The following is a 26641-nucleotide window of genomic DNA, read 5'->3' on the forward strand; positions in this document are numbered from 1 at the left end:
TTTTCAATAACCGGGAAATGGATTCAGAGGGCATTTTGCAGCGTGTTGGAACTCTCCGGGGCAGCCTTGGCGTCGGCCGAATGCATCCAGCGGATCAGCGAACGGCGACCGCCGATGCCCATCTTGATGGAGGCACGCTTGAGATAGCTTTCCACGGTATTGACCCGCAGCGCCAACTGCTCGGCCAATTCCGGAGCTGTGCGCCCGGCGAGCAGGCCGACGCAGACTTCGGTTTCCCGGGAGGACAGGTTCACCCCGAACATTTCCAGGCGTTCGAGGAAGCGCTGGCGCAAGGCATCCAGACCGCTGCCATCCAGATCCTCGGTCGCCGAAAGGTCTTGGGGGTGGCTCGGTGTTGGCTGCAGGGCCTCGACATGTTCGCCGATCATCGGCAGCAGGACGCAGGAAAACTCCTGGAGGAACGCACATTCCTGCGGGGAAAAACCTGGCGATGGCGCGGGGCGGTAGAGGGACAGGGCGTAGCAACGACTCCGGGTACGACAGATCAGGTGCAGGTGGTTGGGGCGGGTGTGCAGGGTGGAGGCGTGTTGGCAGCAGGTCAGTTCGGTTTGCGGCCACGCCCCGACAGCGTCATCGACGGGGGGCGCGGGCCATTTGACCGCGGCGGCGTTCATCAGGGTATCGGTGCAGATCGGGCTGATGCCCACGCCGCCGATGCTCGAACTGGTCGGATCGGCGGTATCGAGGCGCAGTTCGGTGATGTGCGTGGCATCGATCGGCAGTTGTGCCGTGATCAGGTCATGCAGCATGCGCGGAAAATGACGATTGCCAGTACTGGCAATCACCTTGCCGACAGAGGGGAAAAGCCATTGCAGATTCATCAGGTCTCCATTTTGCTGTTGGGCACAACCGCAGGGCGCCGCCCAAGGTTCCATGAGATTTTTCGGGTACGTATCAGTGGGTCGAGGTCATCAGTTGGCTGGGGCTGGGTGAACGCAGTGCGCCGTCGTCGAAAGTCCGCAGTGCGGCCATGGGTGGCGGTCTTTCGGTCAGGCGTTGCACATGATTGATCCTGAGTATTCGGTGGTAGATGGCTGGCGTGCATTCCAGCGTGCCGTAGATGACTTTTTCGCCTTTGCTGCCTTGCACGACATTGCGTCGAGCGACCGTCCAGCCGGAGCGTTTTAGAACTTTCTCCATCAGGGCGTCGACAATGACTTCATAAGTACCGATTTCTTGAGTGGAGGCGAACTGCAACATGGCCAGGAACAGCGCGACGGTGCGCAGGTCAACTTTGGCTTCGGTAAAGCCGCTGTCCGAAGTGTCGCTGTTCAACAAGGCAAAGCGACTGGCTTCCCAGCAGTCGATCAGGTTTGGCCTGGAGCGATCATCGCTCAGGACGAAGTTCAATGCCCCACAGATCAGGGTCGGTTTGTAGGAGGGGCGAAGTCTGACACAACCGGTCACTTGAACGCCTTTGTGGGTATAGAGGTAGAGGGCATCGTCATCGTCGTATTCGTCGAATTCATATTCGCTGCCGCAGTAGCTTGCAATATGCCACTTGCGTCGATCGATAAAGGCGGCCTTACGAATACTGAGTATTTGCTCTAATACATGGGAGGGGAGTTCGGAGTAGCTGGCGACGGCGACATGCACCTTGGAAAAAATATAAGAGGTCCAGGAAAACAGGTACGAGTGAGGGGCATAACCAATCATAAATGCGTCGCGAGGAGGAGATAGATGCATATTGTTATTGATCCCGGGTAAGCACGGCAACTGTACTTAAGTGCAGCTGCCGGCTGAAGGATAACTGCTGTCTAATTACCATCGCCCGAATACCGAGCTCGCCGTTCATTATCAGGCTCGCGCCGAGTGCATGACGGATTTTACAATTCTGTGACAGCGATCACGAATTGCTCATGACTCGAAGTATCGAGGGTGATTATTCATCGAATTGAAACAAAGGCAAGGTGCGCCCGCCTTTAATCGGCGAGGCAGGGAAGAACGACTTTTCCAGAGTGCGGAAACGTCGAGCGTGAAATAAATCCATTGTGGAATTTTTAGGGGGCGTGTCATGTACTACGTTGCAATTGCGATGCTGACGGTACTGCTGGTACCAGGTCCGACGAACTCGCTGCTGCTGCAGTCGGGGGTCACTCGTGGTCTGGGGACTTATTCACTGAAGTTGATTCTCGCCGAATGGACGGCCTACCTGATCCAGATCACCGCGTGGGGGTTCTTCATCGATGCGCTGACGCAGGATTACGCATGGGTGGTGGTGCTGACCAAGAGCCTGGCGGTGATATTCCTGTTCTACATTTCCCTGAAATTGTGGTTTTCGGCGCAGGCCGATGCCTCCGGAAAACCTTCTGCCATCTCGGTTTCGGCGCTGTTCGTGGCAACCCTGACCAACCCGAAAGGGCTGTTTTTCGCCTCATTCGTGGCCCCGCCAGGCACCTTCCTGCATCTGCAAAGCTACCTGGAATTCATGGCCGTCTTTTCCCTGGTGATTCTGCCCGTGGCTCTTGTCTGGGTGAGTCTGGGGGCGTTTTGCGAACGCAACTTCTCATCGTTCATATCGGGCAACAGGGTCAATAAATTTGTTTCCTTGGTCATCGGGCTGTTTGCCAGCATGGCCTTGTACAACTTGGCCTCGAAAGTTATCCTGGCCTGAAAGATTCCTGGCGCAGTGCTGGAAAGATCAAGACGATAACCGGGTCGGCCTCGGCGGTGAAAGACCCGCGGGGAAGGAAAGAGGGGCTGACTCGGGACTATCGGTTAGAAAATATTGTAGCGAATGGCCTTGACCATGGCCTGTCTGATATTGGTGCAACCCAGTTTCTCGGTAATTTTCTTGGCGTAGAATTTCACCGTGCGTTCAGTGATATTCATGATCAGGCCAATCTCCTGATAGTTCTTGCCAAGGGCCAGCCAGTGTAGAAACTCGATTTCCCTGGGGCTCAGTGACAGCAACTCTTCCTGGTTCTCTTCAATGGGCCGGTGCTGATGGATGATGGTACTGATTGCCTGGATCAGGAACAGATTCGAGTGAATGATGCGTTCAAAGTCAGGGTCGCCTTCGACACAGGGCAAGTGCAATGAACCGAAAGCACTGCCGGGCTCATGAGTGGGAATACTGAAGCCCTGGTCGATACCATAACGGGCGGATTGCTCGAAGACTTTGTTGGGAGTACGGGCACGGTCGTGTATCGTCGCCCAGAAAAAAGGGGATGAGGTGATGGCGGCATTGGCCATGACCGGATCGGACTTGTAGAGTGCCTGTTTGCGATAGGTGTCGACCCATTCTTGCGGATAGTTTCCATGAATGGAAATTTCGCCGTTTTCAATTAAGTGCGAGTCGGCGTAGACATAGGCGAATCGTGTTATTTCCAGCTTTTGAAGTGCCCAGCTCAAGACTTCGACATAGGTTTTTTCGCTGGCCCCAGGCATGTTGTTTTCAACTTCTCTAGCCAGATCAAACGTATGTTTGATTGTGCGGAGTTTGGGCATGAGAAACGGGCTCCGGTCAGCTCAATGTGCGCCGATTTATGCATCCGTAGTGGGGGGTGACATCTGTTTTATAACATCGACGAAAAACCATTTCAACATGTGTCAAAGTGAAATCATCCAAGGTAAAAAACCGACTGAATCACTCATGTTTGACGTCATTCCCTTGCCTTGACCGGCCAGGGTGGTCAGGTCCTTCGCGACGATTCAGTCCGTACCGGAGGAACTGTGTGACCGCCCAGTCACGAACAAGTTCCCCGGTAGACACGTCGTTTTCACCGCAGGTGAAAGGTGTCAGGGCAGGCACGAGGGTGGCCTGCTGTGCGTCAACGAGCGCTCTTGTCCAGCATCGCCAGCAGCAACACCTGGGTGCCAGCCTCGGCCCAGTGCGGATGGATGTGTTCAGCCTCGTTATGGCTCAGGCCGTCGACGCAAGGCACGAAGATCATCGAGGTCGGCGCGACGCGGTTGAGGTAGCAGGCGTCATGGCCGGCGCCGGAGACCATATCCCTGTGGCTGTACCCCAGTTGCTCGGCGGCGCGCCTGACACTGTCGATGCAGCCGGCGTCGAAGTCGATCGGCGCATAATCGAAGATCTGCTCGACCTTCCAGCGCAAGCCCATGCCTTCGGCAATGCGTTGGACCTGCTGGCGGAACTCTCGATCCAGTCCGGCCAGCGCTTCCTCCCGCGGATGGCGGAACTCGACACTGAAGAACACCCGCCCCGGCACCACGTTGCGCGAGTTGGGGAATACCTTGATCAGGCCAATGGTCGCCCGGCCTTCATCGCCCTGGGCCAGGCCCAGGGCATTGACCGCCTCGGCGACCCGTGCCAGGCCGAGGAAAGCATCCAGGCGCAGGGCCATCGGCGTGGTGCCAGCATGGGCGCTGCGGCCGAAAAGCTCGACCTCGTACCAGCGCTGCCCCTGTGCCCCGGTGACAACACCGATGGTGATGTCTTCGGCCTCAAGGATCGGCCCCTGCTCGATGTGCAATTCGAACGCGGCATGGATATCGCGGCCGCCCATCGGTTCGGAGCCGGCGTAGCCAATGCTTGCCAGGGCCTGGCCGAGGGTGATGCCCTCGGCGTCGGTGCGCGACAGGCCGTAGTCGAGGTCGAACACCCCGGCGTAGACACCGGAAGCGATCATCGCGGGGGCGAAGCGCGAGCCTTCCTCGTTGGTCCAGTTGATCACTTCGAGCGGCCGCTCGGTCTCGATGCCAAGGTCGTTGAGAGTACGGATCACCTCGAGCCCTGCCAGCACGCCGTAGATCCCGTCGAATTTGCCGCCCGCAGGTTGCGAGTCACCGTGGGAGCCGGTGATCACTGGCGCCAGGCTGTCGTCGCGGCCGGCACGACGGGCGAAGATGTTGCCCATGGCGTCGATGCGGATGCTGCAGCCGGCCTCACGTGCCCATTGCACGAACAGGTCGCGGCCACGGCGGTCTTCTTCGGTAAGGGCCAGGCGTGAAACCCCGCCGTTCTCGGTGGCACCGATACGGGCCATTTCCATCAGCGAGTCCCACAGGCGTTCGCCATCGATGCGCAGTGGCTGGCTCATGCCTCACCGTCCTGTGGTTTGACCTGGTAGCGGAAGTCGCAATGGGAAGCACCGCCCATGATGGTCTGGGTGCGCTTGAGCTCGACCCGTGGGTCGTAGCCGACAATGAACAGTTCGTCGCGGTTGCACGAGAGCAGGTGGCCGATCTCACCCAGGCCCATCTCGTGGTACATCTCGGCGTAGCGGCAGCGGTGCACGTCGTAGTCGAAGTGGGTGGCGTCGCTGGCGATCACGTCGACCTTCAGCGCGTCGTCCTTCTCCCAGAGCTCCTGCAGGTCGACGAAACCCTGCAGGTCGGGGCCATTGGGCTCGCGCGCAGCAAATTGCCGGCCGGCCTCGACCGCGGCCTGGGACACGGCCTCACCGATCACCGCGGCGGCCTTGTCCTTGCCGTAGTCGCGCACCAGGATTTCGTAGATGGGTTTGATGATCTCGGCCTCGATTCGCCGGCGGGCGAGGATGCCCAGTTCTCCGTCATGTTGACTCATAGTGTGTGCCTCCATCAGCTCCACGGACCGTCCGGGCGGTGGTGATACAGGGATCGCCACCGCCGGCCGGGTTATTGTTGGCCGCCGGCTACGCTGACCGGCCGCCAGGTATTGGCCTTGACCTGGTAAACGGTAAAGGTCGGGTTCTTCAGGTTGCCTTCGGCGTCGAAGGCGATCGGACCGGTGACGCCCTGGTACTGGCTGGCCTTGAGCACCGGCAGGTACTTGGCCGGGTCGGTGGAGTCGGCCTTCTCGATAGCGGCGATCAACACACCAACGCCATCGTAGGCGAAGGGGGCGTGCAGCTCGATATGGGTCTTGTAGTGTTGCTCGTAGGTCTGCTCGAACGCCTTGCCGCCAGGCATTTGTGCCACGGCCAGGCCCGGCTCCAGGGCAATGACGCCTTCGCCTTCCTTCTGCGCCAGTTCAAGGAAGGTCTGGCTGACGAAGCCACCGGCGCCCATCAGCGTGGCCTTGATTCCCAGTTGCCGGATGCGGCGGGCCAGGGGCGCGGCCTGGGCATCGACGCCGCCGAAGAAGATCAGGTCTGGGTTCTTGCTGCGGACGGTGGTCAGCACGGCGCTGAAGTCCACGGTCTTGTCGTCGACGTATTCGCGCGACACCACGCTGCCGCCATTTGCCTCGATGGATTTGACGAACTGGTCGGCCAGACCCTGGCCGAAGGCGGTGCGGTCGTCGATCACGGCGATGCGTCTGGCTTTCAGGGTTTCCAGCGCGTAGCGACCGGCGACCTGGCCGCCATCATCGTCATGGCCCATGACCCGGAAGCTGGTGTCGAAGCCCTGTTGGGTGTAGGCGTGGCCGGTGGCGACCGGCGCGACCTGGGCAATGCCGGCGTCATGATAGACCCGCGCCGCCGGAATGCTGGTACCGGTGTTCCAGTGGCCGACCACACCGACCACACCGGCATCGACCAGGCGCTGGGCGACGGTCACGGCGGTGCGTGGGTCGGACTGGTCGTCTTCCGACAACAGTTTGTAGGTCACGGCTTCGCCATGGATTTTCGGGTGGCGGGCGTTGGCTGCGTCGATCGCCAATTGCGCGCCGTTTTCCAGGTCCTTGCCGATCCGTGCGGAAGGGCCGGTGAGGGGGCCGGCCAGGCCGATGAGAACCTGCTGGTCGGCCTGGGCAACAGCGCTGGCCAGGCTGCTGATGGCGATACCGATCAGACCGGCGCGCTTGATGAGGGCAGTGATGTGCATGTGGGTGTCCTGTTGCAGAGTGCGACCTGACGGGTCGCTGGTTTTATTGGCTCCGGAGGCCCGGTGGCGGTTCGGGTTCATTCGCCGAGGTAGGCGGCACGGACATGCGGATCGTCCCGCAGGTCCGCCGAGGCGCCGTGCAGGCTGACCCGGCCGCTGTCCATGACATAGGCACGCTGGCAGACCTGCAGGGCGAGACGTGCGTTCTGCTCGACCAGCAGCAGGGTCATGCCGCTGTCGCAGACCTGATCGATCACCTCGAAAATCTTCTCCACCATGATCGGCGCCAGGCCCATCGACGGTTCGTCCAGCACCAGGAGGCGCGGGCGCGACATCAGTGCGCGGGCCAGGGCCAGCATCTGCTGTTCACCACCGGACAACAGCCCGGCCGGTTGCCGGACGCGACGGTGCAGATGGGGAAATCGTTCCAGCCAACTCTCGATCTCCTGCTCGACCTGTTCCTGGTCGGTGCGGCAGAAGGCGCCGGCGTGCAGGTTCTCCAGCACGCTCATGCGCGCGAACACGCCACGGCCTTCCGGCACCATGGCGATGCCCTGGCGCAGCAGTTCGTGGGCGGCACGGCCGGCAATCGAGCGACCGGCGAAGCGGATCTCGCCGGCGCTGGCCGGCAGCAGCCCGGTCAGCGCCTTGAGGGTCGAGGTCTTGCCGGCGCCGTTGGCACCGATCAGCGTGACCCGCTCACCCGGGTCGATGTGCAGGTCCAGCAACTTGACCGCGGCGATGGCGCCGTAGTGCACGCTCAGACCCTGGATGCGCAGAAGGGCTTCAGGCATGGGCGCCAGCTCCGAGATAGGCCTGGATTACCGCCGGGTCGCGGCGGACCGTTTCGGCATCGCCCCGGGCGATGACCTGCCCGTGGTCGAGTACCGTCAACTGGTCGCAGATGCCCATGACCAGCTTGACGTCGTGCTCGATCAGTAACACGGTGCAGCGGTCGGCGCGGATCTTTTCCAGCAGCTCGCGCAATTGCCGTTTTTCGCTGAGGTTCATGCCCGCCGCCGGCTCGTCGAGGGCCAGCAGGCGCGGTTCTGTAGCCAGTGCCCGGGCGATTTCCAGCCGGCGCTGGTGGCCGTAGGACAGGCTGTCGGCGCGGTAATCGGCGAACCGGCCGATGCCCACGTAGTCGAGCAGTTGCCGGGCCCGCTCGCGGGTCTGGCGCTCCTCCTCGCGGCCGCGTCGATGGCCGCTCAAGGCCGCCCAGACGCCGTTGCGGGTGCGCACATGTCGCCCGACCATGACGTTTTCCAGCGCGCTCATGGCGTTGAACAGGCGGATATTCTGGAAGGTGCGGGCAATTCCGGCCTGCGCCACCTTGTGTACCGACGAAGGCCGGTAGTCCTGGCCGTCGAGATGGAACTGCCCCGAATCGGCGCGGTACAAACCGGTCATCACATTGAAGAAGGTGGTCTTGCCGGCACCATTGGGGCCGATCAGTCCATGGATATGGCCGTTCTCGATGCTCAGACTCACGTCGCAAAGTGCCGCCACGCCGCCAAAGCGTTTGTTCACGCCGTTGATTTCCAGCAGGATCGTGCTCATCGCGCGCCTCCGTTACCGGCTGGCCAGAGGCCAGCTGGTCGATAAAGCATGGCGAGGATCAGCGCCAGGCCGTAGAACAGTTGACGGATGATTTCCGGGTCCAGCAGCACCTGGCCGAACAGGGCCTGTTGCAGGCTGCCCGTGCTCGCTCGCAGCACCTCCGGCAGGGCGGCCAGCAGCACGCAGCCGAGAATCACTCCCGGAACGTGGCCCATGCCACCGAGCACCACCATCGCCAGCACGGCGATCGATTCGTTGAGTGTGAAGGATTCCGGCGAGACAAAGCCCTGGAACGAGGCGAACAACGCCCCGCTGACACCGCCAAAGGCCGCGCCGATGGCGAACGCCAGCAGTTTCAGGTTGCGGGTGTTGAGGCCCATCGCTTCGGCGGCCTGCTCATCCTCGCGGATCGCCAGCCAGGCGCGACCGATACGCGAGCGCTGCAGGCGAATGCAGGTGAACAGGATCGCCACCATCAGCGCCGCGAACAGGTAGTAATACAGGTACACCGACGGCAGGCGCAGGCCGAACAGCTCCTGGGTGCGGGCCAGGTTCACACCCCACAGTTGCAGGGGATCGACCGAGGAAATGCCCTTGGGGCCATTGGTCAGGTTGATCGGACGGTCGAGGTTGCGCATGAAGATGCGGATGATCTCGCCGAAGCCCAGGGTCACGATCGCCAGGTAATCGCCACGCAGGCGCAGGGTCGGTGCACCGAGCAGGATGCCCAGGCCGGCGGCCAGCAGCGCGGCCAGCGGCAGGATTAGCCACAGCGGCGCATGCATCCCGCCGGGCAGCGCGGCGGCCAGCGACGGAAACTGGGTGAGCAGGTGCGGCGAGGAGAGCAGGGCGGCCAGGTAAGCGCCGACCGCATAGAAGGCGATGAAGCCCATGTCCAGCAGCCCGGCGTAGCCGACCACGATGTTCAGGCCCAGCGCCAGCATGATGTACAGCAGCGCGAAGTCCAGGGTGCGGACCCAGGCGTTGCCGCCCGCCTGGCCGACCAACCAGGGGGCGAGCAGCAGGGCGGCGGCGAACAGCAGCAGGCCGAGTTTTGCCCGTGGTGCGGTGTTGTTGAGGATCGATTCGACGGTCATGCGCGGCTCGCCAGTCGTTCGCCCAGAAGGCCGGTAGGGCGCAGCACCAGCACGGCGATCAGCACCATGAAGGCGAACACGTCCTGATAGTTGCTGCCGAATACGCCGCCAGTGGCTTCACCGAGGTAACCGGTGCCCAGGGACTCGATCAGGCCGAGCACGATGCCGCCGAGCATCGCGCCCTTGAGGTTGCCGATCCCGCCAAGCACCGCGGCGGTGAAGGCCTTGATGCCGGGCAGAAAACCCATGTAGAAGTGCGCGCTGCCGTAGTTGCTGGCCATCATGATTCCGGCCAGCGCCGCCAGTGCGCCGCCGATGGCGAAGGTCAGCACAATCACCTGGTTGGGGTTGATGCCCATCAGGCTGGCGACCTGCGGGTTTTCCGCCACGGCGCGCATGGCCCGGCCCAGGCGGGTGTGATGGACCAGCAGGAGCAGCGCGGCCATCAGGGCGGAGGCGATGCCGATGGTGGCGAGTGCCGTGACGTTGGTGATGGCGGGTGGGTGCAGGTCATCACCGGGGGTGACTTCGATCGGGTCTAGCGGTAGCAGTTGCACGAACATCTGCGGGTTGCGCGACCACACCAGCATCGCCACGGTCTGCAACAACAGTGAAACACCGATACCGCTGATCAGCGGCGCCAGGCGCGGGGCGTTGCGCAGACGCCGGTAGGCGACGCGTTCGATCAGCACCGCGAGCAACGCGCAGGCGGCCATGGCGCCCAGGGTCGCCAGCAGCAATACCAGCAGGCCGGGCAGAGCTGGGAACAGTGATTTCAGCAGGTGGATGAGCGACAGGCCGATCAGCGCGCCCATCATCAACAGGTCGCCATGGGCGAAGTTGATGATCCGCAGTATCCCGTAGACCATGGTGTAACCCAATGCGACCAAGGCATACAGGCTGCCGAGCATCAGGCCGTTGAGCAGTTGTTGTATCAGGGTATCCATTGCAGCGAAAAAGCCTCTGGTGCCAGAACGACCGCAAACGCACAAAGGCCGGGCCGGGAAGAGGCGCACAGTAGTTCTACATTCTATTTTTATCAAATATCTGTAAAAACTATGCTTATAACCAAAGCAAAAACCTAGAAATCTTGCGAAAAACAGTGGTTTTCAGCGTTTTATTTTTAGAATATTCTCAACACATGAAAAATACAGAACAGTTAGATAGCGATCCGCCCCTTCGTGCAGTACGCACCTTCGAAGCCTTCGCCCGTCACGGTGGCGTCAATGCCGCCGCGCGCGAGCTGGACATCTCGGCGTCTGCCATCAGCCACCAGTTGCGCCTGCTGGAGGAGTTTCTGCAGCAACCGCTGACCTTCCGGCAGGGGCGCAACCTGATCCTGACCGAGGAGGGCCGCGAGTATTACCGGGCGATCCGCTCGGCCTTCGCGGTATTGCGCAGCGCCACCGACCACGTGCGGGAAAAGTCGGCGCTGCGCCAGGTCACCATCAGCCTGATCCCGTTGTTCGGCATCAACCTGTTCATTCCGCGCCTGCCCGAGTTTCTTGAGGAAAACCCCGGCCTGGACATCAGTGTCACCTACGCCAACCACCGCAGCTATCCGAGCGATGCGGCGGATATCTCGATCCGCTTCGGTACCGGCCACTGGCCGGGCTATCACAGCGAACCGCTGATCTCCGGCGCCGTTGCGGCGTTCTGCAGTCGCGAGTTCCTGCAGCGCCACGGGCCGATCGACAGTCCCGAGGCGCTGGTCGAGCTGCCGCTGTTGCACGACGAAGAACGGGGCACGTGGGCGCAATGGTTCCAGCAGGCGGGCGTACGCCGCTCCACTGCGCTTAACGGGCTGTTGTTCGAGGATGGGCAACTGGCATTGACGGCGACACTGACCGGGCTCGGCTGTGCGCTGCTGCGTGAACCGCTGGTAATGCCTTACGTGGCCAGCGGCGAACTGGTGCGGCTGTTCGATAGCACGGTCGATGACGGTCGCGGCTACTACCTGTGCCGGCGTGCTGACAGCGAACTGTCCCGCGAGGGCCTGAACCTCTATAGCTGGATCAAGCGCAGCCTGATCGGCAACCCGGGCTGAGTACGCTGCGCAAACGACCCCTTGCGGGCGCCGCGAGACTGTGCCGGAGTCAAAGATAGCCAGCTCCCCAAGGGATGACGTCTTGGCCCAGGCTGAATCTTGCCGGCACACGGACGTTACGTTTGTATCGCTTCAGTTCTTGGAGCGGCATAATGCCACTACCTTGGGCACGCGGATGTGCCCGCTGTTTACCATCCCCCCGCGCCATTCGAGGTTCGCCAGTATGCAGTTCATTGACGATTCCGATGCCATGTACCGCCTGCTCATCCAGAGCGTGGTGGACTATGCCATCTACATGCTCACTCCCGAGGGCATCGTCGCGAACTGGAATCCCGGCGCCGAGCGCGCCAAGGGGTACACCGCCGGGGAAATCGTCGGCAATAACTTCTCGCTGTTCTACAGCGAGGAGGAGCGTGAGCGCGACCAGCCGGCGCAGAACCTGGAGATTGCCCGGCGGACCGGCCGCTTCGAGGACCAGGGCTGGCGCCTGAAGAAGGATGGCAGCGCCTTCTGGGCCCACGTGGTGATCGACGCGATTCATGATGACCACGGGCAACTGATCGGCTTCGCCAAGATCACCCGGGACATCACCGAGAAGCGCGACAACGAGCTGCAACTGATGGAAGCCAAGGTGCTGGCCGAACAGTACAGCGCCGAGATGGCCTCGCTGTCGCGCTTCCTCGACTCGGTCATTTCCAATATTCCCGCCAGCGTCATTGTCAAGGACGTGCAGACCAACCGGGTGCTGCTGGCCAACGACCAGGCCGAGGCGCTGTTCGTGCCGAACGGCGGCAGCATGGTCGGCAAGCTCATGGCCGACTGCCTGCCGGCGGAGTCGGCCGCCTATATCGAACAGCAGATGAGCCAGGACCTGCGCATCGGCCAGGTCAGGACCGTCGAGACCCTGGTCAATACCAATCGCGGCCCCAGGACCCTCAGAAGCCGCACCGTGCTCAACCAGGACCCCGGCAACGCCTCCGAGTACGTGCTGTTCGTCGCCGAGGACGTCAGCGTCGAACTGGCCGCGAACGCCAAGATCCACCACATGGCCCACCATGACGCGCTCACCGGCCTGCCAAACCGCGTGCTGTTCCACGAGCGGCTGAGAAACGCGCTGCAGCAAGCCAAGGGCACGGGCAGGATCACTGCCACGCTGTGCCTGGACCTGGACGACTTCAAGAACGTCAACGACGCCCTCGGCCACGGTTTCGGCGACAAGCTGCTGCGGGTACTCAGCGCGCGCCTGCGGGCCGAACTGCGTGACAACGACACCCTGGCGCGGCTGGGCGGCGACGAATTCGCTGTGATCCTGCCGGATCTGGAGACGGCCGAGGTCGCCGAGATGACCGCGCAACGGCTGATCCAGGCGATTCGCCCGGCGTTCCTGATCGACGGCCACAGCTGCTCGGTCGGCATGAGTATCGGTATCGCCCTGTCGCCGCAAGACCACCATCATCCCGAGCAACTGATGGGCTACGCGGACATGGCCCTGTACGAGGCCAAGCGCAACGGCCGCAGTCGCTTCGAACGCTTCAGGCCGCAGCTGGACGAGGCGGCACGCTATCGTCGCACCATGGAAACCGACCTGCGCACGGCGCTGCACTTCGGTCATCTGCAACTGCACTACCAGCCGATCGTCACCCGGTGCGGCAAGGAGATCTCCGGCTACGAGGCACTGCTGCGCTGGCGGCACCCGACCAAGGGGATGATCATGCCGAGCGACTTCATTTCCATGGCGGAAGAGACCGGCCTGATCCACGAGGTCGGCAACCGGGCCCTGAACCTGGCCTGTCAGGAGGCGGCCAGTTGGGGCACGGAGCAGACCGTTTCGGTGAACCTGTCGCCGATCCAGTTCAAGAACCCTGGCCTGGTGGATTCGGTGGCGCTGGCCCTGGCGGACGCCGGCCTGGCACCGTCACGCCTGGAGCTGGAGATCACCGAATCGGTGCTGCTGGACAACAGCGAAGAGAACGTGAACATGCTCCGGGCCTTGAAGGCACTGGGCGTGGCCATCTCCCTCGATGACTTCGGCACCGGCTACTCGTCACTCGGTTATCTGCGCTCGTTCCCGTTCGACCGGATCAAGATCGACATGTCGTTTGTGCGCGAGATGGCCCATAGCAAGGAAGCGCTGGCGATCATCAGAGCCATTACCGGCATGAGCAACAGCCTGCTGATCAAGACCACCGCGGAAGGGGTGGAGACTGCCCAGCAGGTGGAGCAACTGATCATCGAAGGTTGCTCGCACTTCCAGGGCTACTTCTTCGGACGGCCGATGCCGGCGGACGAGCGGCTGGGGAGCCTGTCCTCGGAGGCGGACGAACGCTTGTCGCCAGCGGCCTCCCTGTAGGAGCGGGCTTGCCCGCGAAAGGGCCCACAAGCCTTGCCCGCGCGCTCAGGCGCGGTCCGGCAGGGCTTTGCGCCGCCAATTAACCAAACCTTCGGCGCACCGCGTAGTCAGTTCTGATAAGGGCCCCGTTTCGAGTGGGCCAGGGCGGTGGCCGAGGAAACCCGTCTGCCTGGGCTGCGGCAAGCCGAGCTGCAACCCACCCGCCCAACCCATCCATGCGTAGGAGGCAACCATGGCCCGAGCCCTCTGGAAAGGTGCGATCAGCTTCGGTCTCGTGCATATCCCGGTATCCCTGAACACTGCCGTGCACGCCCAGGGCGTGGATTTCGACTGGCTCGACAAGCGCAGCATGGACCCGGTGGGCTACAAGCGGGTGAACAAGGTGACCGGCAAGGAGATCGAAAAGGACAACATCGTCAAGGGCGTGGAGTACGAAAAGGGCCGCTATGTGGTGATCAGCGAAGAAGAGATCCGCCAGGCCCGACCCGCCGCAACCCAGACCATCGATATCTTCTCTTTCGTCGAGGCCAGCGAGATCCCCTTGCAACACTTCGATACGCCGTACTACCTCAGCCCGGACCAGCGCGGCGGCAAGGTCTATGCCTTATTGCGCGAAACCCTTCACAGCACTGGCAAGGTCGCCCTGGCCACGGTGGTGCTGCACACCCGCCAGCACCTGGCGCTGTTGCGGCCACTGGACGCGGCGCTGGTGCTGATCACCCTGCGTTGGCCCGATGAAGTGCGCGGGCTGGACACGTTGGAGCTGGACAGCAGCGTGACCGCCAGCAAGCTGGACAAGCGCGAACGGGAGATGGCCAAGCGGCTGGTGGAAGAGATGAGCGGGCCCTGGACGCCTGACGATTACCATGATGCGTTTCGCCAGACCATTCTCGACCTGGTTCAGGAGAAAGCCAGCAAGGGCAGGATCGAGACCGTGGACAAGGGCGAGGAGGGCGGCGAGAAGGGCGCGGACATCATCGACCTGACCGAGCTGCTCAAGCGCAGCCTGGCGGGGAGCGGTGGCGCCAGGACGAAGAAGAAGCCGGCGGCGAAACGGCCCCGCAAGGCATCCTGAGGAGGAAGGCGCAGGCCCGCCGACCTGTTCGCGGATAAATGCGGCCCCCCGCTTTATCCGCGAACGCGCCTGTTGCCGCGAGCCGGCCGGCAGCCCCTCAGCCGATCCCCAGTTGCCGGCGCATACGCACAGTGATCGACTGGCGCACCTTGGCCATCTCCGCCCACGGGTCATCCACCTCGGCCAGGCGCTCATGCAGGTTGCCGATGTTCCACTGGTTGGCCCCCTTGAGCTGCGTCAGCTCCTCACGCCAGATCGGCACCGACACCGGCAATCCTTCACGGGCGCGCAGCGAATAGGCGGCGACGGTGGTCGCCCCTCTGCCGTTGCGCAGATAGTCGATGAAGATCCGCCCGATCCGGTTCTTCGGCCCTGACACGGCACTGAGCCGATCCGGAAACAGCCCTGCCAAGTGCTCGACGATGGCGTGGCAGAAGTCTTTCACCTCATCCCATCCCGCTCGCCGGGTCAACGGCACCACCAGGTGCATGCCCTTGCCGCCACTGGTCTTGAGAAACACCTTCAGGCCCAGCTCGTCGAGCAGCGTCAGGGTCAACCGAGTGGCTTCGAGCATGGCCTTCCACGGCAGCGCCGGGTCGGGGTCGAGGTCGAGGACGAAGCGGTCCGGCTGGTCAAAGTCCTTGTCGGTAGCGTTCCAGGTGTGCAGTTCGAGCATGTTCATCTGCACCGCAGCCAGCAGACTGTCGGCGCGATCGAACACCATCGCCGCCTGTCCGGCCTGTTCCTTGCCATAGCTGACCACGCCGGGAAGGTGCAACTGCCCGGCATGTTTCTGGAAGAACATCTCGCCGCCCAGGCCATCCGGTGCGCGCACCAGCGCCACCGGCCGATCCTTGAGCTGTGGCAGCAGCCAGCCGGCGACCTGGGCGTAGTATTCGGCGATCTGCCGCTTGGTGGTGCCGGTGGTCGCGTCGATCACCCGGTCGGGGTGGGTCAGTCGCAGGCTACCCGTTTCTGCGGGCGGCGCCTGCACAGCCTTTTTGCCGGGCTGGGCCAGTTCCAGATCGATGCCGCTGGCCGGTTTGTCATCGCGCAGGCCGTGAAAGACCGAATGACGCACCACGCCGTCCCGGGTCATCTGCGCATAGGCAACCTCGGCCAGCAACTGCGGCTTGAGCCAATGCACATCACGGGCTTCGGCGCCGGTCGGTGGATTGGCCAGCGCCGGCTTCCTGGTTTCCAGCGGCTTGAGACGCCCATGAATGCTCGCCAGCGTCACGGCGCTGAAACCGGTACCTACCTTGCCGGCGTAGCGCAGTTCGCCACGGTCGGGGTCGTGCAGGGCCAGCAGCAGGGCCCCGAAGGCGGTGCGGCGGCCCTTGGGCTCGGTATAACCCACGACCACGAACTCCTGGCGCCGCTTGCACTTGAGCTTGACCCAGTCACTGCTGCGACGGCCCCGGTAAGGACTGTCGGCGCGTTTGCCAATCAGGCCTTCCAGTTCCAGGCGACAGGCGCTGTCGAGCAGCGCCTCGACCGGCTGATCGAAATCGGCGGAAAACTTCAGTCGTTCGGAGCCGTTGTGTTCGAGCAATTGCGCCAGGGTACCGCGCCGATCCTGTATCGGTAGCGGGCGCAGGTCCTTGCCGCCGAGGAAGGGCAGATCGAACAGGTAGTAGGTGATGCGCTCGTCATGCTCGGTGTCGAAAGCATTCTGCAACGCCTGGAAATCGGCAACGCCGTGACGGTCCAGGACGACCATCTCGCCATCGAGCCACGCCGAATCCAGGCCCAGTGCCTTGAGCGCCTTGACCTGGCGCGGCATTTTCGCGCTCCAGTCGTGGCCGTTGCGGGTGAACAGGCGAACGTCATCCCCGTCGATACGGGCCAGGATGCGGTAGCCGTCGAACTTGACCTCGTAGCGCCAGTCCCCGCTGGGTGGCGAGTCGACCAGGGTGGCAAGCTGCGGTTGCAGCGCCGCCGGCAGGCTGGCCGCCTGGGGCCGCGGCTTCGGTTTGGCTTCATGTTGGCGAGCAGGCGAGGCCGCCTGGCGCGGCACCAGGGTTCGATCGCTGAGTACGCTGTCGGGGAGAGCGGCGACGATGCTGTAATCCGCTTCGCTGCGGGCCTGGCCGTCGTGGGACTTGACCAGCATCCATTGCTCCTTCTTGCCCGCCAGGTGAGTGCGGAACAGGTTCCAGGTGCCCGACAGCTTCTCGCCTTGCAGGCGAAAACGCAGCTTGCCCTTGGCATAGGCTTCACGAGGATCGCCCTCCGGCTCCCAGATGCCGCGGTCCCAGACGATCACGTCACCGGCGCCGTAATGCCCCTCGGGGATGTTGCCCTCGAAATCCGCATAGTCCAGCGGGTGGTCTTCGACGTGAACCGCCAGGCGACGAACCTTGGGGTCGAGCGAGGGGCCCTTGGGGATCGCCCAGCTTTTCAGGGTGCCGTCCAGCTCGAGGCGAAAGTCATAATGCAGATGGCTGGCGTCATGCTTCTGAATGCAGTACTGCAGCGCGTGCGCCGTATCGGGGCGCCGACGCTTGCCGGCGGGCTCGGGCGTGGCATTGAAGTCGCGTTTGCGCTGATATTCCTCAAGAGGCTTGGCCATGACGGGCTCCATAACGATTCACGAGGTCTCTCTGCTTGGGAGGCGAGGGCCAATCCGGGAGTTCAAAAAAGCTCGTGGCTGCCGCAGAGCCTGCCTATAGCTGCACCTGCGGCTCCACGCCGGGCTCGGTGACCAGTTCGTCGTCCAGGCCGAGATCGGCCAGCAGGCGGCGGGCGTCGTACGGAGCGTGCACCTTCTGGTCGTTGTCGAAGTAGCAGTACACGTCACGCGAAGCCCGCCGGGCCGGTGCCCGCTGAACGATCAGCTCGGCATCCCGCGGCTGGCCCCCCTCGCTCCAGGCCTGGATCCGCGAGCGCCAACGGTGCAGCGCCTTGGCGGTGTAGCCGCTGCTGTAGAGTTCGACGTCGCCGTGCAGGCGCAGGTAGACGAAATCGGCGGTGACATCCTCGACATACGGCCATTTACCGGCACTGTCGGAGACCACCAGCGCCACCTCGTGCTTGCGCAACAGGTCGACGAACGTCTCGCAGAGAAAACTCGGATGCCGGATTTCCACGGCATGGCGCAAGCGCGCGTTACCGCGAATGGTGGTGCCGCCGTTGCCCTGCAGGCGCTCGGCGGCATGTCCGGCGCAAGCCCGGGCGGCCTGGCGGTCCTTGGGCAATTTTTCCAGGAAGTCGCTGAAGCGCTGTTCATCGAACGTCATCGACGGCGGAAACTGCCAGAGAAACGGCCCCAGCTTGTCCCCCAGCATCAGCGGGCCTGAAGCGAAGAAATTGGCCAGCGGCTCGTCGATCTCGCGAAGCCTGCGCACATGGGTGATGTAGCGCGGCGCCTTGACCGAAAACACAAAGCCATCCGGCGTGCTGTCGCGCCACTGCACATAGCGTTCAGGCGTCTGCAGGGCATAGAACGAACCATTGATCTCGATGGTGTTGACTGCCCGCGAAGCGAAGGCCAACTCATCATCCTGGCGCAGCCCCTTCGGATAGAAATCCTTGCGCCACGGGCTGTAGCGCCAACCGGAAATACCAATGCGGATCTCGCTCATGAGTGCATCCATTCATTCGAGTCAATACATACTCATAGCGACCCTTGGGAATCCTGGAGGGTTCAGGGCGATGGACAAACGGCCTGGGTGATTGATGGCTGTTCTACCTACTGTCGTCGAGTGGTGAATCGGGATTCCCATCGGCCTCGATCTGACAGATTCGGCCTTCTTCGCCTTATATCATCGCAGTGGATACACACTTTAAACTTCGCGCCGTCGTTAGTTATTACCCATGACGGCGATGATTGCTGCCTTCAGGTATCTTGCCAAATACCGGGCACGATGTAGGAAATTGAATAGAGCCACTGATGATATTAAGGAATTGTTGTGAGAAAGTTACTGATCCCCGCCTTGTTTGCAGGCTGTTTCGGAACCGGGGTACAGGCTGCGGAAATTTCCGCGGCCATCGGCGCTACAGGCCAGGGAGCCCCGGCCCTTCGCGCGGGCCTGGGCTTTGGCTGGGATCAGCAGTGGTTCAATACTTCCACAGGGCATCTGACCGGCTATTGGGATATGGGCTACACCTATTGGGGGGCCGGAGATCAGGCGGGAACGCGTCACACTCTTTCTTTCGCCCCGGTATTCGTCTACGAGTTCGGCAACTCGGGCGTAGTACCCTTTGTGGAGATCGGTGTAGGTGTCTCCACTTTCTCGGGCTCGAGAGTCGGCGACAAGAAACTGGGAAGTGCCTTCAACTTTGAAGACCGACTGGGCGCCGGTATCAAGTTGACGAACAATCAGCGCCTGGGTGTTCGCGTCATTCATTATTCCAACGCGAGTATCAAGAAGCCAAACCAGGGCATAGAGTCGTACTCATTGTTCTATAGCCACGATATCTGACGGGCCTGGCGAGAGCGAATTCGGGCAAATGATTCTGAACACCCCGGCGACGGCAGCGGTCTACCCCTTCGTGTTCAACGTGGGCGGTAAGCTATCGGCGACTGTCAAGCGGGCGCCCGCATACCGCAAAGGCTAGGAGGCGACATGGAAAAAGACACGCAAGCACAGGCGAAAACCCAGGGTGAGCAAGAGCGGGATAACGATGCTCACCGGCCCGACGGCTCGTCCGGAACCGGGCACGACTCCACCGCACAAAAAACAGCCCGGGACCAGGGCCCGCATTCATCCGAACAGGCGAGTGTGAAGAACGACCTCGGCTTCGATCCGGACTCCCCAGACCTGGAGGACCCGCAAGTGGATCCCCAAGGGCCGGCAAAACCGCCCAGGGACGAGCGCCAGCACTAGATAAAACCGGGGCCGGGGGCCATCCGGGAGCCCCTGGACCCGGCTCATCAACTACGGATGTCCGTCACTTGCCATGGCTGGCATGCAACGCCTTGACCTGCTCCAGGTGATGCTCGAGCGTCGGCAGGGTCTCGCTGGCGAACGCCTTCAGCTCGGCCTTGTCCGAGGAAGCCGCTTCCTTCTTGAACAGCTCCACGGCTTTTTCGTGAGCCTTGAGCTGGTTCTCGACATAGGACTTGTCGAAGGATTCGTCACGCCATTCCAGGATCATCTTCTTGACCTTGTCGGTCAGCGCCACCTCGTCGGGCACCTCGATGTCCAGCTTGTGGGCGATCTCGGAGAGCTTCTGGTTGGCCTGGGTGTGATCGCTGACCATCTTTGCGGCGAACTGCTTGATGTCGGCGCTGTGGCTCTTCTCCTGGGCCAGCTTGCCGAGCACCACTTCGGAGATGCCCGATTCGGTGGCGGCATCGACGAAATCGTTGGAGGTCGCGGCCTGCACCTGCAGCGATGCCATGCCCAGTGCCAGCGCCAGGCCCGCGTATTTGAAGAATGGATTGCTCATCTTTCACTCCTTGCTCGTTGGTGCGACTTCAGTGTCGCGTTAGGTGCGACCCGGGGCCTGGGAAAAAGGTTTAGTTTTTTTGCGGGCGCGGGCGACCAATGACACGGGACGCAATTAAATAAAACCTTCACGGCAGCGACAGGTCAGTCTTTGTAAGGGCCTTCTTTCCAGGGCCAGGGAGGTGCCAGATGAAACTCGTCTGCCTGTTGTATGGATGCCAGTGGCGCAGCCTGCTGATCAGTGACGTCGCCGGGCACAAATGCGAATGCTGCGAGCGCTGCGGGGCCGTGCGCCACCGCCATGCCGACCAACCCATCCACCTGTAGAACCCGGCTTGCCGGCGAACCGCCGCAGGCGGCCATCCAAACGGAGAACCCTCATGCCTAAGCCAAACACCCAAAAGCCTCCACTCGATATCGACACCACCGAAGACCGCATGGCCAGCGTCCATGAACTGGACTTCAGCGAACGCCGCGACGAACGCCAGGGCCGCATCGGCGACGAACGCCCGGCGCGGGAAGTGGAAGAGGAGTATCCGGCCAGGCGCGTGGCCGAGAGCGGCATGACCGGCGGCGAGGCGCTGAGCGACAGCCCCCATGAAGACAACGTCACCCTCGATGACCTCAGCCCCGAGACGCTGTTCGACGAAACCGGCGCCCGCGGCCCGGACGAACCGGGTACCGGCGGCACTCCGGCGGACCAGAGCCTGCGCCGGGTCAAGGCCGCTGAGATCGGCGGCGGCATTGGCCTGGACGAGGCCGAACTGGCGCGCTCGGCACCGCTCGACGGCGAGCCGTGGACCGATGACGTCGTCCCCTCCAACAACGGGAGAACCTCCAAATGAACCTACAGCGCTGTGCCTGCAATCATTGTTCCTGCACCGTAGGGGCCAACGCCGTCATACGCGATGGCAAGGCCTATTGCTGCCAGGCCTGTGCAACGGGCCACCCCCAGCACCAGCCTTGCTGCAAGGGTGAGTGCAAATGTGGCGAGGCAAGTCATTCGACTTCACCTTGAGTTTCGTGGCCGGGCCTGGCTCGTGGCTGTAATGGCAGCTCCCCGCCAGGCTGAGTGTCCCTTTGGTCTTCCCACAGCCTGCTGTTGCGGGAGACGGCTCTTGACCCGCCAACCCTTTCCATCCCCCAATAGGCTTCTCGTCGCGCAACCAGGGAACAGGACGCACATGGGGCTGCAGATTTCCGACACCGACACCTTCATCACCTACCTGAATGCCGTGATAGCCGTGGCGGCGCTTTGCCTGAGCATCAGTAATCGAAGGACTCAACTGGCGACCTATCGCCTGACCCGCTCCAGCCACTGGAGCAGCACCAACGACCTGCACGTCATCAGCGCCGAGCAACTGGACGATTCCGTCCTGGTCAAGCTGGTGTTCTTCAATCCCGGTGCGATCGCCGCCTTGATCCAAAGCCTGGCCGTCTACGAAATTCCGCCGTCGGTCTGGTGGTGGCCACGCCGTTTGGACGGGCTACGGCGCAAGCGCATCGGATTCGCCCAATGGTGGCCAACGTGCGATGAAAACGAGAAGACACCGCGCCTGTTTGCAGACCGTTATCAGCAACTGCTGGTGAAGGAGAGCCGCGTCATCCTGGTGAGATTCCCCGGCAGGATCAATCGCCTTGTCCATGCCTTTGAGCTGAAGACCAATCATGGCCCGATCACTACCTGGTATGCCCTGGACTTCATCGAGAAGGGGTTTGCGTTTCAATCCTATCGGCGTTTCAAGTGAGGTCGGTCGGGTTTCATGCTATTCAGGCTGACGCCGACCACTCGACAAGCGAAGGACAGGGAATGCTCATCGTCTTCAGCGGCCTGCCGGGCACCGGAAAAACCACCCTTGCCAGGGCACTGGCCGAAACAACAGGCGCCGTTTATTTGCGGATCGACACGATCGAGCAGGCGATTCGCAACTCGGGGGTGCTTGCGCAGGGTGTGGGGCGCAGCGGTTATCTGGTCGCCAATGAGCTTGCACTCAGCAACCTCCGCTTGGGTCGCCTGGTCATCGCCGATTGTGTCAATCCGGTGGCCGAAAGCCGAAAGGCATGGAGCGATATCGCCTCTCGGGCGGGCGTTCGGTTGGTCAATATCCAGGTGATTTGCAGCGACAAGCACGAACATCGGCGTCGGGTGGAAACACGGGAAGTGGATGTTCCGGGGCTGACGCCACCCAGCTGGCAGTCGGTGCTGGAGCATGAATACGAAGCGTGGGAAGAAGCGCCGTTCAGCATCGACACTGCCCGGATGTCTCCGACGGATGCGGCCAGAATGATCACCAGTAGCCTTTTTCCCTTGCCGTAGAGCAGTTGCAGTCAACTAATTAGATAAGCCCACGTCGACAATATGCAAAGAGTCATCTATACCAATGGCAAAGTAATGGCGCATTCAGCCATCCCGCCTCTGCAGCGTTAAGCTACTGCTATCCCGCTACCGGGCACACGGTGGCGGGGAGGCTACCACTGATGCTGCGGATTGCTCTCGTCGAACCCATTCTGAGTGGATGATGGAACCTATGGCGATGATCATGAGTAGGGTAATCAAACGGTTACTGATAGCCAATGCCATCTTGTTATGCGGTTGCTTCGGCGGAGAATCGCCCCGGCTCTTGGAGCCTGTAGAAAAGGAGCTGGGAACAGATGGGCCAATCACCATGCATTATCATTCTGCGGTTTATTACCCTGATGAAATTTCACTCCAAGGAGGTGGTTATATAGTCGGGATTGAGAAAGGCGACCCTGATAAAATTCTTCAACCTGGGGAGACTCTGACGTTCGAGCAGCCCAACAGTGCAGATGAAACCGTCAGAAGCCAGCAGGCGGCCACTCACGCAGGCAAGATTATGTTCGTGTCGCACATTATTCGTGACCAGTCTCCTGGAAGCGCAAAAAGGAATTGCAGCTTGTTCAATGCCTATTATCGTGCAGGCGTCACCACAACGCCTCTTCGTGGTTGTGATGAACCATCCTTGTACCCTCCCGAGATCGCCTCAAAAAACGCGTATCGTTCAAGCTGGCTTGGTATGGATACACTGAGAGATTCTCTAAGTGCCGACATAAAATCCCAAGCCTATACTCATATAATTGTTGTGGTAATGGGGTGGAATACCGTTCAAGAAGAAGCAGTAAGAAATATTAACTCCATTATTAGGGGAATCAAGCATGCCAGCAGAAGAAGTCCTGTCACATTTAACCCACTAGTCATTGGCGTGACCTGGCCAAGTCAGTGGAACAACCCATGGTTTGATCCTGTTTATAAATTAACCAGCTTCAGAACAAAGGCAAAGGATGCCGATGAAGTTGGGTTAACCTGGTTAGGTGTTCTGTTGGGTAAGACCATTCCAGAAGCTAATAAACTTGCGAACAGAAGTATACCAGTAATAGCAATAGGACATAGCTTTGGGGCACGGGCGGCGACCACAGCCGCTTGTGACGGGCCAGTAATAGCCGTTGAGGCTGGCTCTCGATCTTCGAAGCGAACGGTGGATTTGTTGATCAATTATCAGGGAGCTTTCTTGACAAACAGATTGTTGGATAAGGGCCAAGACGGGAGCCTGAACGATAAATGTCCTAGGGCAAGGAACATAGCCTTAACTTCCTCCAAAAACGACACCGCTGTCAAAAGAGCTCTTTGGGGAACTTACGCCGGAAGCGAAAAAAGTTTCCTGGAATACTGTTCCGCACCTTCCAGCCTCATAAATTGCGTAAAAGCAGATGCAAAAGGCTTAATCGCTCCATTGCCGAATTCCAGTCGAAAGTTTACCTATATCAATGCGGACGACTTAATTGTCTACAACGCATTTTATACAGGAGGAGGGGCTCATAGTGATATTTATCGAGATGAGCAAGGAACCCTTTCATGGTCTTTTATCGAGGCGCTTGGCAGTAAAAGTACCTCATCATCTGCCACAATCATGCAACCATAACAGGTAAGGAGAGGTTGTTGGACACCTCCTGGAGGCGCACCAGATAAGCAGTGCTTGCAGCCATCAGATACTCAAGCGCTTGCAAGAACATTTGATCAAGGATTCTGCAACTCCTCAAACCCCAACTCCCGAATAAACACCGAAAACAGCTCCGGCTGCGAGGAAATATCCAGCTTCGCGTACAAATGCCGCCGATGCGCCTTGATGGTCTCCGGTGAAATTCCCAGCCGCTGGGCCATGGCCTTCGACGAATACCCGCGCAGAATCAGCCGGGCGATTTCCAGTTCCCGCTCGGACAACACCCCCTGACCAAACTTCGCCAACGCATCGCCCACCGGCGGCTGTACCGGCACGGAGATGCCGATACGCGTCCAATTCTGATGGAGCAGGGCCAGCACCCAGCCACTGACCAGGCTCAACTTCCCCAACTCCGCCGAATCAAACGCCCGGCGCATGCCGAGCGACAGCGACAGCACTCCGTCCGGCAGTTGCAACAGGAACTGCACTTCATCCACCAGCACATGGTCCTGGAAGTAGTTCAGGTAGTAGTCCGTTTGCCAGAAGTGGTCAGGCGCGACTTCCTCGAGGTGATAGAAACCACTGGCCAAACCTTCGCGAGCGGCCTGGTAGAACGGGTCCAGCAGGTACAACCCATCGAGATACAGCTCACCCGCCGCCGGTGCCGGCGCCGCATCGTATTCCTCGAGCACATGGGGCGCGCCCTGGGCGGGGAAGTGAATCGCCAGGGCGTTGTCGAACGGCACCCAATGGCGCAGTACCAGGATCAGCTGTCGCCAGAAGCGCGGGCTGCCGATCTGTTCGATCGCGCGCGCCAGCGCGGTATGGCTGGCGACTTCCTTGAAGAGAATGTCCACGGCTGAGTCCTTGAAACGGGTAGGGCATTGGCGCCCGATTTAGCGCGCCTGTCAACGGGGGTACCCCATAGGGGGAATTGCCCGGCCGGGCGCATCTGCCTAGATTCCAGGCCTATCAAGCGAGCCGTCGAGCCCGCAACTTGTCGAATTCCAGTTCTGCCTCCCAACACCTAGAACAACGCGAGGATGAACCTATGACCGCTCCTTCCCCTGAACTCAAACCCACGCTGAGCGTGCCCGATGTGGTCGCCATCACCGTCTCTTCGGTGACGCCCGCCAGTTCGGTGTTTGTCATTGCGCCGTTTGCGATCGCCCAGGCCGGCACCGGGGTGATCTGGGCGTTCATCCTGGGGGGCGTGCTGGCGCTGATGTTCGCCCTTTGCTATGCGGAGCTGGGCCGGGCCCACAGTGCCGCGGGCGGCGAGTACGTGTTCGCCAAGCGCGTGTTTGGCGGCATGGCCGGCTACGCCACGTTCCTGACCGTGCTGGCGATGCTGCTGTTCATTCCGCCGGTACTGGCGACTGGCGCGGCGACCTACCTCAACGCGGCGCTGGGCACGCAGTTCGACGGGCAGACCGTCGCCCTGGTGATCGTGGCCCTGAGCTATCTGCTCGGCATCCTCAACATCAAGCTCAATGCCTGGGTCACCGGCAGTTGCCTGTTGCTTGAGGTGGCGGCGCTGATGGTCATCGTGGTGTTGGGCTTCGGCCATGCCCGGCAGCCGGTCGGCAACCTGCTCAACCCGCTCATGCTCGACAATGGTGTGTTGCACGCGGCGCCCTGGGCGTTGGTGATCGGTGCCGTCGGCACGGCGCTGTTCTCCTTCAATGGCTATGGCGGCGCCGTGTTGCTCGCCGAAGACATGAAGTGCGGCGGGCAGGGCATCGCCAAGGCCGTCCTGTGGTCGCTGGTGCTGGTGGTGGCTATCGAGTTGATTCCGCTGATTGCGCTGCTGATGGGCGCACCGTCGCTGGAAGCCATGCTGGCCAGCGCGGATCCGATTGGCTACCTGCTGACGGCCCACGGCAACGAAACACTGTCCCGACTGGTCAGTGCGGGGATTTTCCTGTCGGTGTTCAACGCCATCATCGCCCTGGTGATCCAGATCGGCCGGGTGATCTACAGCAGCGGGCGCGACGAGTTGTGGATGCCGTCCCTGAACGGGGCCTTCACCCGCATCCATCCCAAGTGGGACTCACCCTGGCTGGCTACGCTGTTCCTGGCCGTGCCTTCGGCGGCGTTGACCTTCAGCTCCAACCTGTCGGAACTCACGTCCTTCACCGTGCTGCTGATCCTCTGCGTCTATCTGGTGGTCGGCCTGTGCGCATTGTTCAGCCGGGTGCTGCGCCGTGACCGTGAGCATCCGTACCGGATGCCGCTGTGGCCGCTGCCGGCCCTGGTGGCCGTGATGGGCGCGGGGTATCTGCTGGTGACCTTGCTGGCTGGTGCCTCCACCCGGGATATCTTCATCATTCTGGGCATCCTGCTCGGCTCCGTGGTGCTATACGGCACCTACGGCAAGCTGAGCCCGGCTTTCCAGAAACTTTAAGCGAGAGAAACG

General features: G+C 61.4%; 26 protein-coding genes and 1 pseudogene. 13 read left to right on the forward strand and 14 right to left on the reverse strand.

From position 1 onward, the window contains the following. Window positions 1-23: 23 nt before the first annotated feature. On the reverse strand, window positions 24-842 hold the full coding sequence (locus tag ACM62G_RS27565; protein WP_273822893.1) for a helix-turn-helix domain-containing protein: 819 nt from the start codon (window positions 840-842) through the stop codon (window positions 24-26). A gap of 73 nt (window positions 843-915) precedes the next feature. Further along, a complete protein-coding gene (locus tag ACM62G_RS27570) occupies window positions 916-1677 on the reverse strand; it encodes an acyl-homoserine-lactone synthase (RefSeq protein ID WP_160320672.1) in 762 nt (253 codons plus the stop codon). A gap of 358 nt (window positions 1678-2035) precedes the next feature. Between ACM62G_RS27570 and ACM62G_RS27575 the strand changes: the two genes are divergently transcribed. Beyond that, entirely contained in the window at window positions 2036-2635 is a 600-nt protein-coding gene (locus ACM62G_RS27575) for a LysE family translocator (RefSeq protein ID WP_054061017.1), read from the forward strand. Window positions 2636-2739: 104 nt separating this feature from the next. Here the strand turns inward: ACM62G_RS27575 and ACM62G_RS27580 are convergent, their stop codons facing one another. The 8 genes from ACM62G_RS27580 to ACM62G_RS27615 form a co-directional block, all read right to left on the reverse strand. Further along, entirely contained in the window at window positions 2740-3471 is a 732-nt protein-coding gene (locus tag ACM62G_RS27580) for a LuxR family transcriptional regulator (protein ID WP_081006095.1), read from the reverse strand. A gap of 323 nt (window positions 3472-3794) precedes the next feature. Continuing rightward, on the reverse strand, window positions 3795-5030 hold the full coding sequence (locus ACM62G_RS27585; RefSeq protein WP_419736072.1) for a Zn-dependent hydrolase: 1236 nt from the start codon (window positions 5028-5030) through the stop codon (window positions 3795-3797). Then, complete coding sequence (locus tag ACM62G_RS27590; RefSeq protein ID WP_054061020.1) at window positions 5027-5518, reverse strand: L-2-amino-thiazoline-4-carboxylic acid hydrolase; 492 nt, start codon at window positions 5516-5518, stop codon at window positions 5027-5029. The genes ACM62G_RS27585 and ACM62G_RS27590 overlap by 4 nt, the downstream gene beginning before the upstream one ends. A 71-nt stretch (window positions 5519-5589) precedes the next feature. After that, entirely contained in the window at window positions 5590-6741 is a 1152-nt protein-coding gene (locus tag ACM62G_RS27595) for a branched-chain amino acid ABC transporter substrate-binding protein (RefSeq protein WP_054061021.1), read from the reverse strand. 77 nt (window positions 6742-6818) lie between these two features. Continuing rightward, a complete protein-coding gene (locus tag ACM62G_RS27600; RefSeq protein ID WP_419736073.1) occupies window positions 6819-7535 on the reverse strand; it encodes an ABC transporter ATP-binding protein in 717 nt (238 codons plus the stop codon). Next, a complete protein-coding gene (locus ACM62G_RS27605; protein ID WP_054064586.1) occupies window positions 7528-8301 on the reverse strand; it encodes an ABC transporter ATP-binding protein in 774 nt (257 codons plus the stop codon). The genes ACM62G_RS27600 and ACM62G_RS27605 overlap by 8 nt, the downstream gene beginning before the upstream one ends. Further along, entirely contained in the window at window positions 8298-9398 is a 1101-nt protein-coding gene (locus tag ACM62G_RS27610) for a branched-chain amino acid ABC transporter permease (RefSeq protein WP_054061024.1), read from the reverse strand. The genes ACM62G_RS27605 and ACM62G_RS27610 overlap by 4 nt, the downstream gene beginning before the upstream one ends. Further along, window positions 9395-10345 carry a branched-chain amino acid ABC transporter permease gene (locus ACM62G_RS27615; protein ID WP_054061025.1) on the reverse strand — a complete coding sequence of 317 codons (951 nt, stop codon included), beginning with the start codon at window positions 10343-10345 and terminating at the stop codon, window positions 9395-9397. The genes ACM62G_RS27610 and ACM62G_RS27615 overlap by 4 nt, the downstream gene beginning before the upstream one ends. 194 nt (window positions 10346-10539) lie before the next feature. On the opposite strand from ACM62G_RS27615, the gene ACM62G_RS27620 reads away from it, so the two are divergent. The 3 genes from ACM62G_RS27620 (at window position 10540) to ACM62G_RS27630 (ending at window position 14870) form a co-directional block, all read left to right on the forward strand. After that, window positions 10540-11445: a LysR substrate-binding domain-containing protein gene (locus ACM62G_RS27620; RefSeq protein WP_054061026.1), complete on the forward strand. Its 906-nt coding sequence runs from the start codon at window positions 10540-10542 to the stop codon at window positions 11443-11445. Between the two features lie 223 nt (window positions 11446-11668). Next, a complete protein-coding gene (locus tag ACM62G_RS27625) occupies window positions 11669-13795 on the forward strand; it encodes an EAL domain-containing protein (protein ID WP_419736074.1) in 2127 nt (708 codons plus the stop codon). Window positions 13796-14027: 232 nt separating this feature from the next. Further along, window positions 14028-14870 carry a Ku protein gene (locus ACM62G_RS27630; protein ID WP_419736075.1) on the forward strand — a complete coding sequence of 281 codons (843 nt, stop codon included), beginning with the start codon at window positions 14028-14030 and terminating at the stop codon, window positions 14868-14870. A gap of 97 nt (window positions 14871-14967) precedes the next feature. On the opposite strand, the gene ligD is transcribed toward ACM62G_RS27630, so the two are convergent. Further along, window positions 14968-17445, reverse strand: coding sequence for a DNA ligase D (gene ligD / locus ACM62G_RS27635; protein ID WP_419736076.1), 2478 nt, complete (start codon window positions 17443-17445; stop codon window positions 14968-14970). A 94-nt stretch (window positions 17446-17539) separates the two neighbouring features. Beyond that, window positions 17540-18457: a DUF72 domain-containing protein gene (locus tag ACM62G_RS27640; RefSeq protein WP_419736077.1), complete on the reverse strand. Its 918-nt coding sequence runs from the start codon at window positions 18455-18457 to the stop codon at window positions 17540-17542. Between the two features lie 327 nt (window positions 18458-18784). Here ACM62G_RS27640 and ACM62G_RS27645 point away from each other — a divergent pair, with 327 nt between their 5' ends. Together ACM62G_RS27645 and ACM62G_RS27650 are read left to right on the forward strand one after the other, a co-directional pair. Next, window positions 18785-19297 (forward strand): acyloxyacyl hydrolase, encoded by a 513-nt coding sequence (locus tag ACM62G_RS27645; protein WP_419736078.1) that lies wholly within the window; start codon window positions 18785-18787, stop codon window positions 19295-19297. Window positions 19298-19561: 264 nt separating this feature from the next. Further along, window positions 19562-19702 (forward strand): annotated as a pseudogene (locus ACM62G_RS27650) (DUF6021 family protein); the annotation flags it as partial. Between the two features lie 64 nt (window positions 19703-19766). Here ACM62G_RS27650 and ACM62G_RS27655 read toward each other — a convergent pair. Beyond that, window positions 19767-20267, reverse strand: a complete 501-nt coding sequence (locus tag ACM62G_RS27655; protein WP_419736079.1) for a DUF4142 domain-containing protein — start codon at window positions 20265-20267, stop codon at window positions 19767-19769. A 188-nt stretch (window positions 20268-20455) separates the two neighbouring features. Between ACM62G_RS27655 and ACM62G_RS27660 the strand changes: the two genes are divergently transcribed. The 6 genes from ACM62G_RS27660 (at window position 20456) to ACM62G_RS27685 (ending at window position 24204) form a co-directional block, all read left to right on the forward strand. After that, a complete protein-coding gene (locus tag ACM62G_RS27660; protein ID WP_192842800.1) occupies window positions 20456-20593 on the forward strand; it encodes a PSPA7_2676 family Cys-rich small protein in 138 nt (45 codons plus the stop codon). Window positions 20594-20646: 53 nt separating this feature from the next. After that, entirely contained in the window at window positions 20647-21111 is a 465-nt protein-coding gene (locus tag ACM62G_RS27665; RefSeq protein WP_419736080.1) for a phosphotransferase system, HPr-related protein, read from the forward strand. Next, a complete protein-coding gene (locus ACM62G_RS27670; RefSeq protein ID WP_419736081.1) occupies window positions 21108-21284 on the forward strand; it encodes a metallothionein in 177 nt (58 codons plus the stop codon). The genes ACM62G_RS27665 and ACM62G_RS27670 overlap by 4 nt, the downstream gene beginning before the upstream one ends. Before the next feature lie 166 nt (window positions 21285-21450). After that, window positions 21451-22014, forward strand: a complete 564-nt coding sequence (locus tag ACM62G_RS27675) for a hypothetical protein (protein ID WP_419736082.1) — start codon at window positions 21451-21453, stop codon at window positions 22012-22014. A 62-nt stretch (window positions 22015-22076) separates the two neighbouring features. Further along, window positions 22077-22583: an AAA family ATPase gene (locus ACM62G_RS27680; protein WP_419736083.1), complete on the forward strand. Its 507-nt coding sequence runs from the start codon at window positions 22077-22079 to the stop codon at window positions 22581-22583. A gap of 223 nt (window positions 22584-22806) precedes the next feature. Further along, a complete protein-coding gene (locus ACM62G_RS27685; protein WP_419736084.1) occupies window positions 22807-24204 on the forward strand; it encodes an alpha/beta hydrolase in 1398 nt (465 codons plus the stop codon). A gap of 95 nt (window positions 24205-24299) precedes the next feature. On the opposite strand, the gene ACM62G_RS27690 is transcribed toward ACM62G_RS27685, so the two are convergent. Further along, complete coding sequence (locus ACM62G_RS27690; protein ID WP_054060853.1) at window positions 24300-25079, reverse strand: helix-turn-helix transcriptional regulator; 780 nt, start codon at window positions 25077-25079, stop codon at window positions 24300-24302. A gap of 194 nt (window positions 25080-25273) precedes the next feature. On the opposite strand from ACM62G_RS27690, the gene ACM62G_RS27695 reads away from it, so the two are divergent. Next, entirely contained in the window at window positions 25274-26629 is a 1356-nt protein-coding gene (locus tag ACM62G_RS27695; RefSeq protein ID WP_419736085.1) for an APC family permease, read from the forward strand. Window positions 26630-26641: the final 12 nt, after the last annotated feature.

It is taken from the genome of Pseudomonas sp. COR18 (assembly GCF_048568395.1).
Taxonomy (GTDB): domain Bacteria; phylum Pseudomonadota; class Gammaproteobacteria; order Pseudomonadales; family Pseudomonadaceae; genus Aquipseudomonas; species Aquipseudomonas fuscovaginae_B.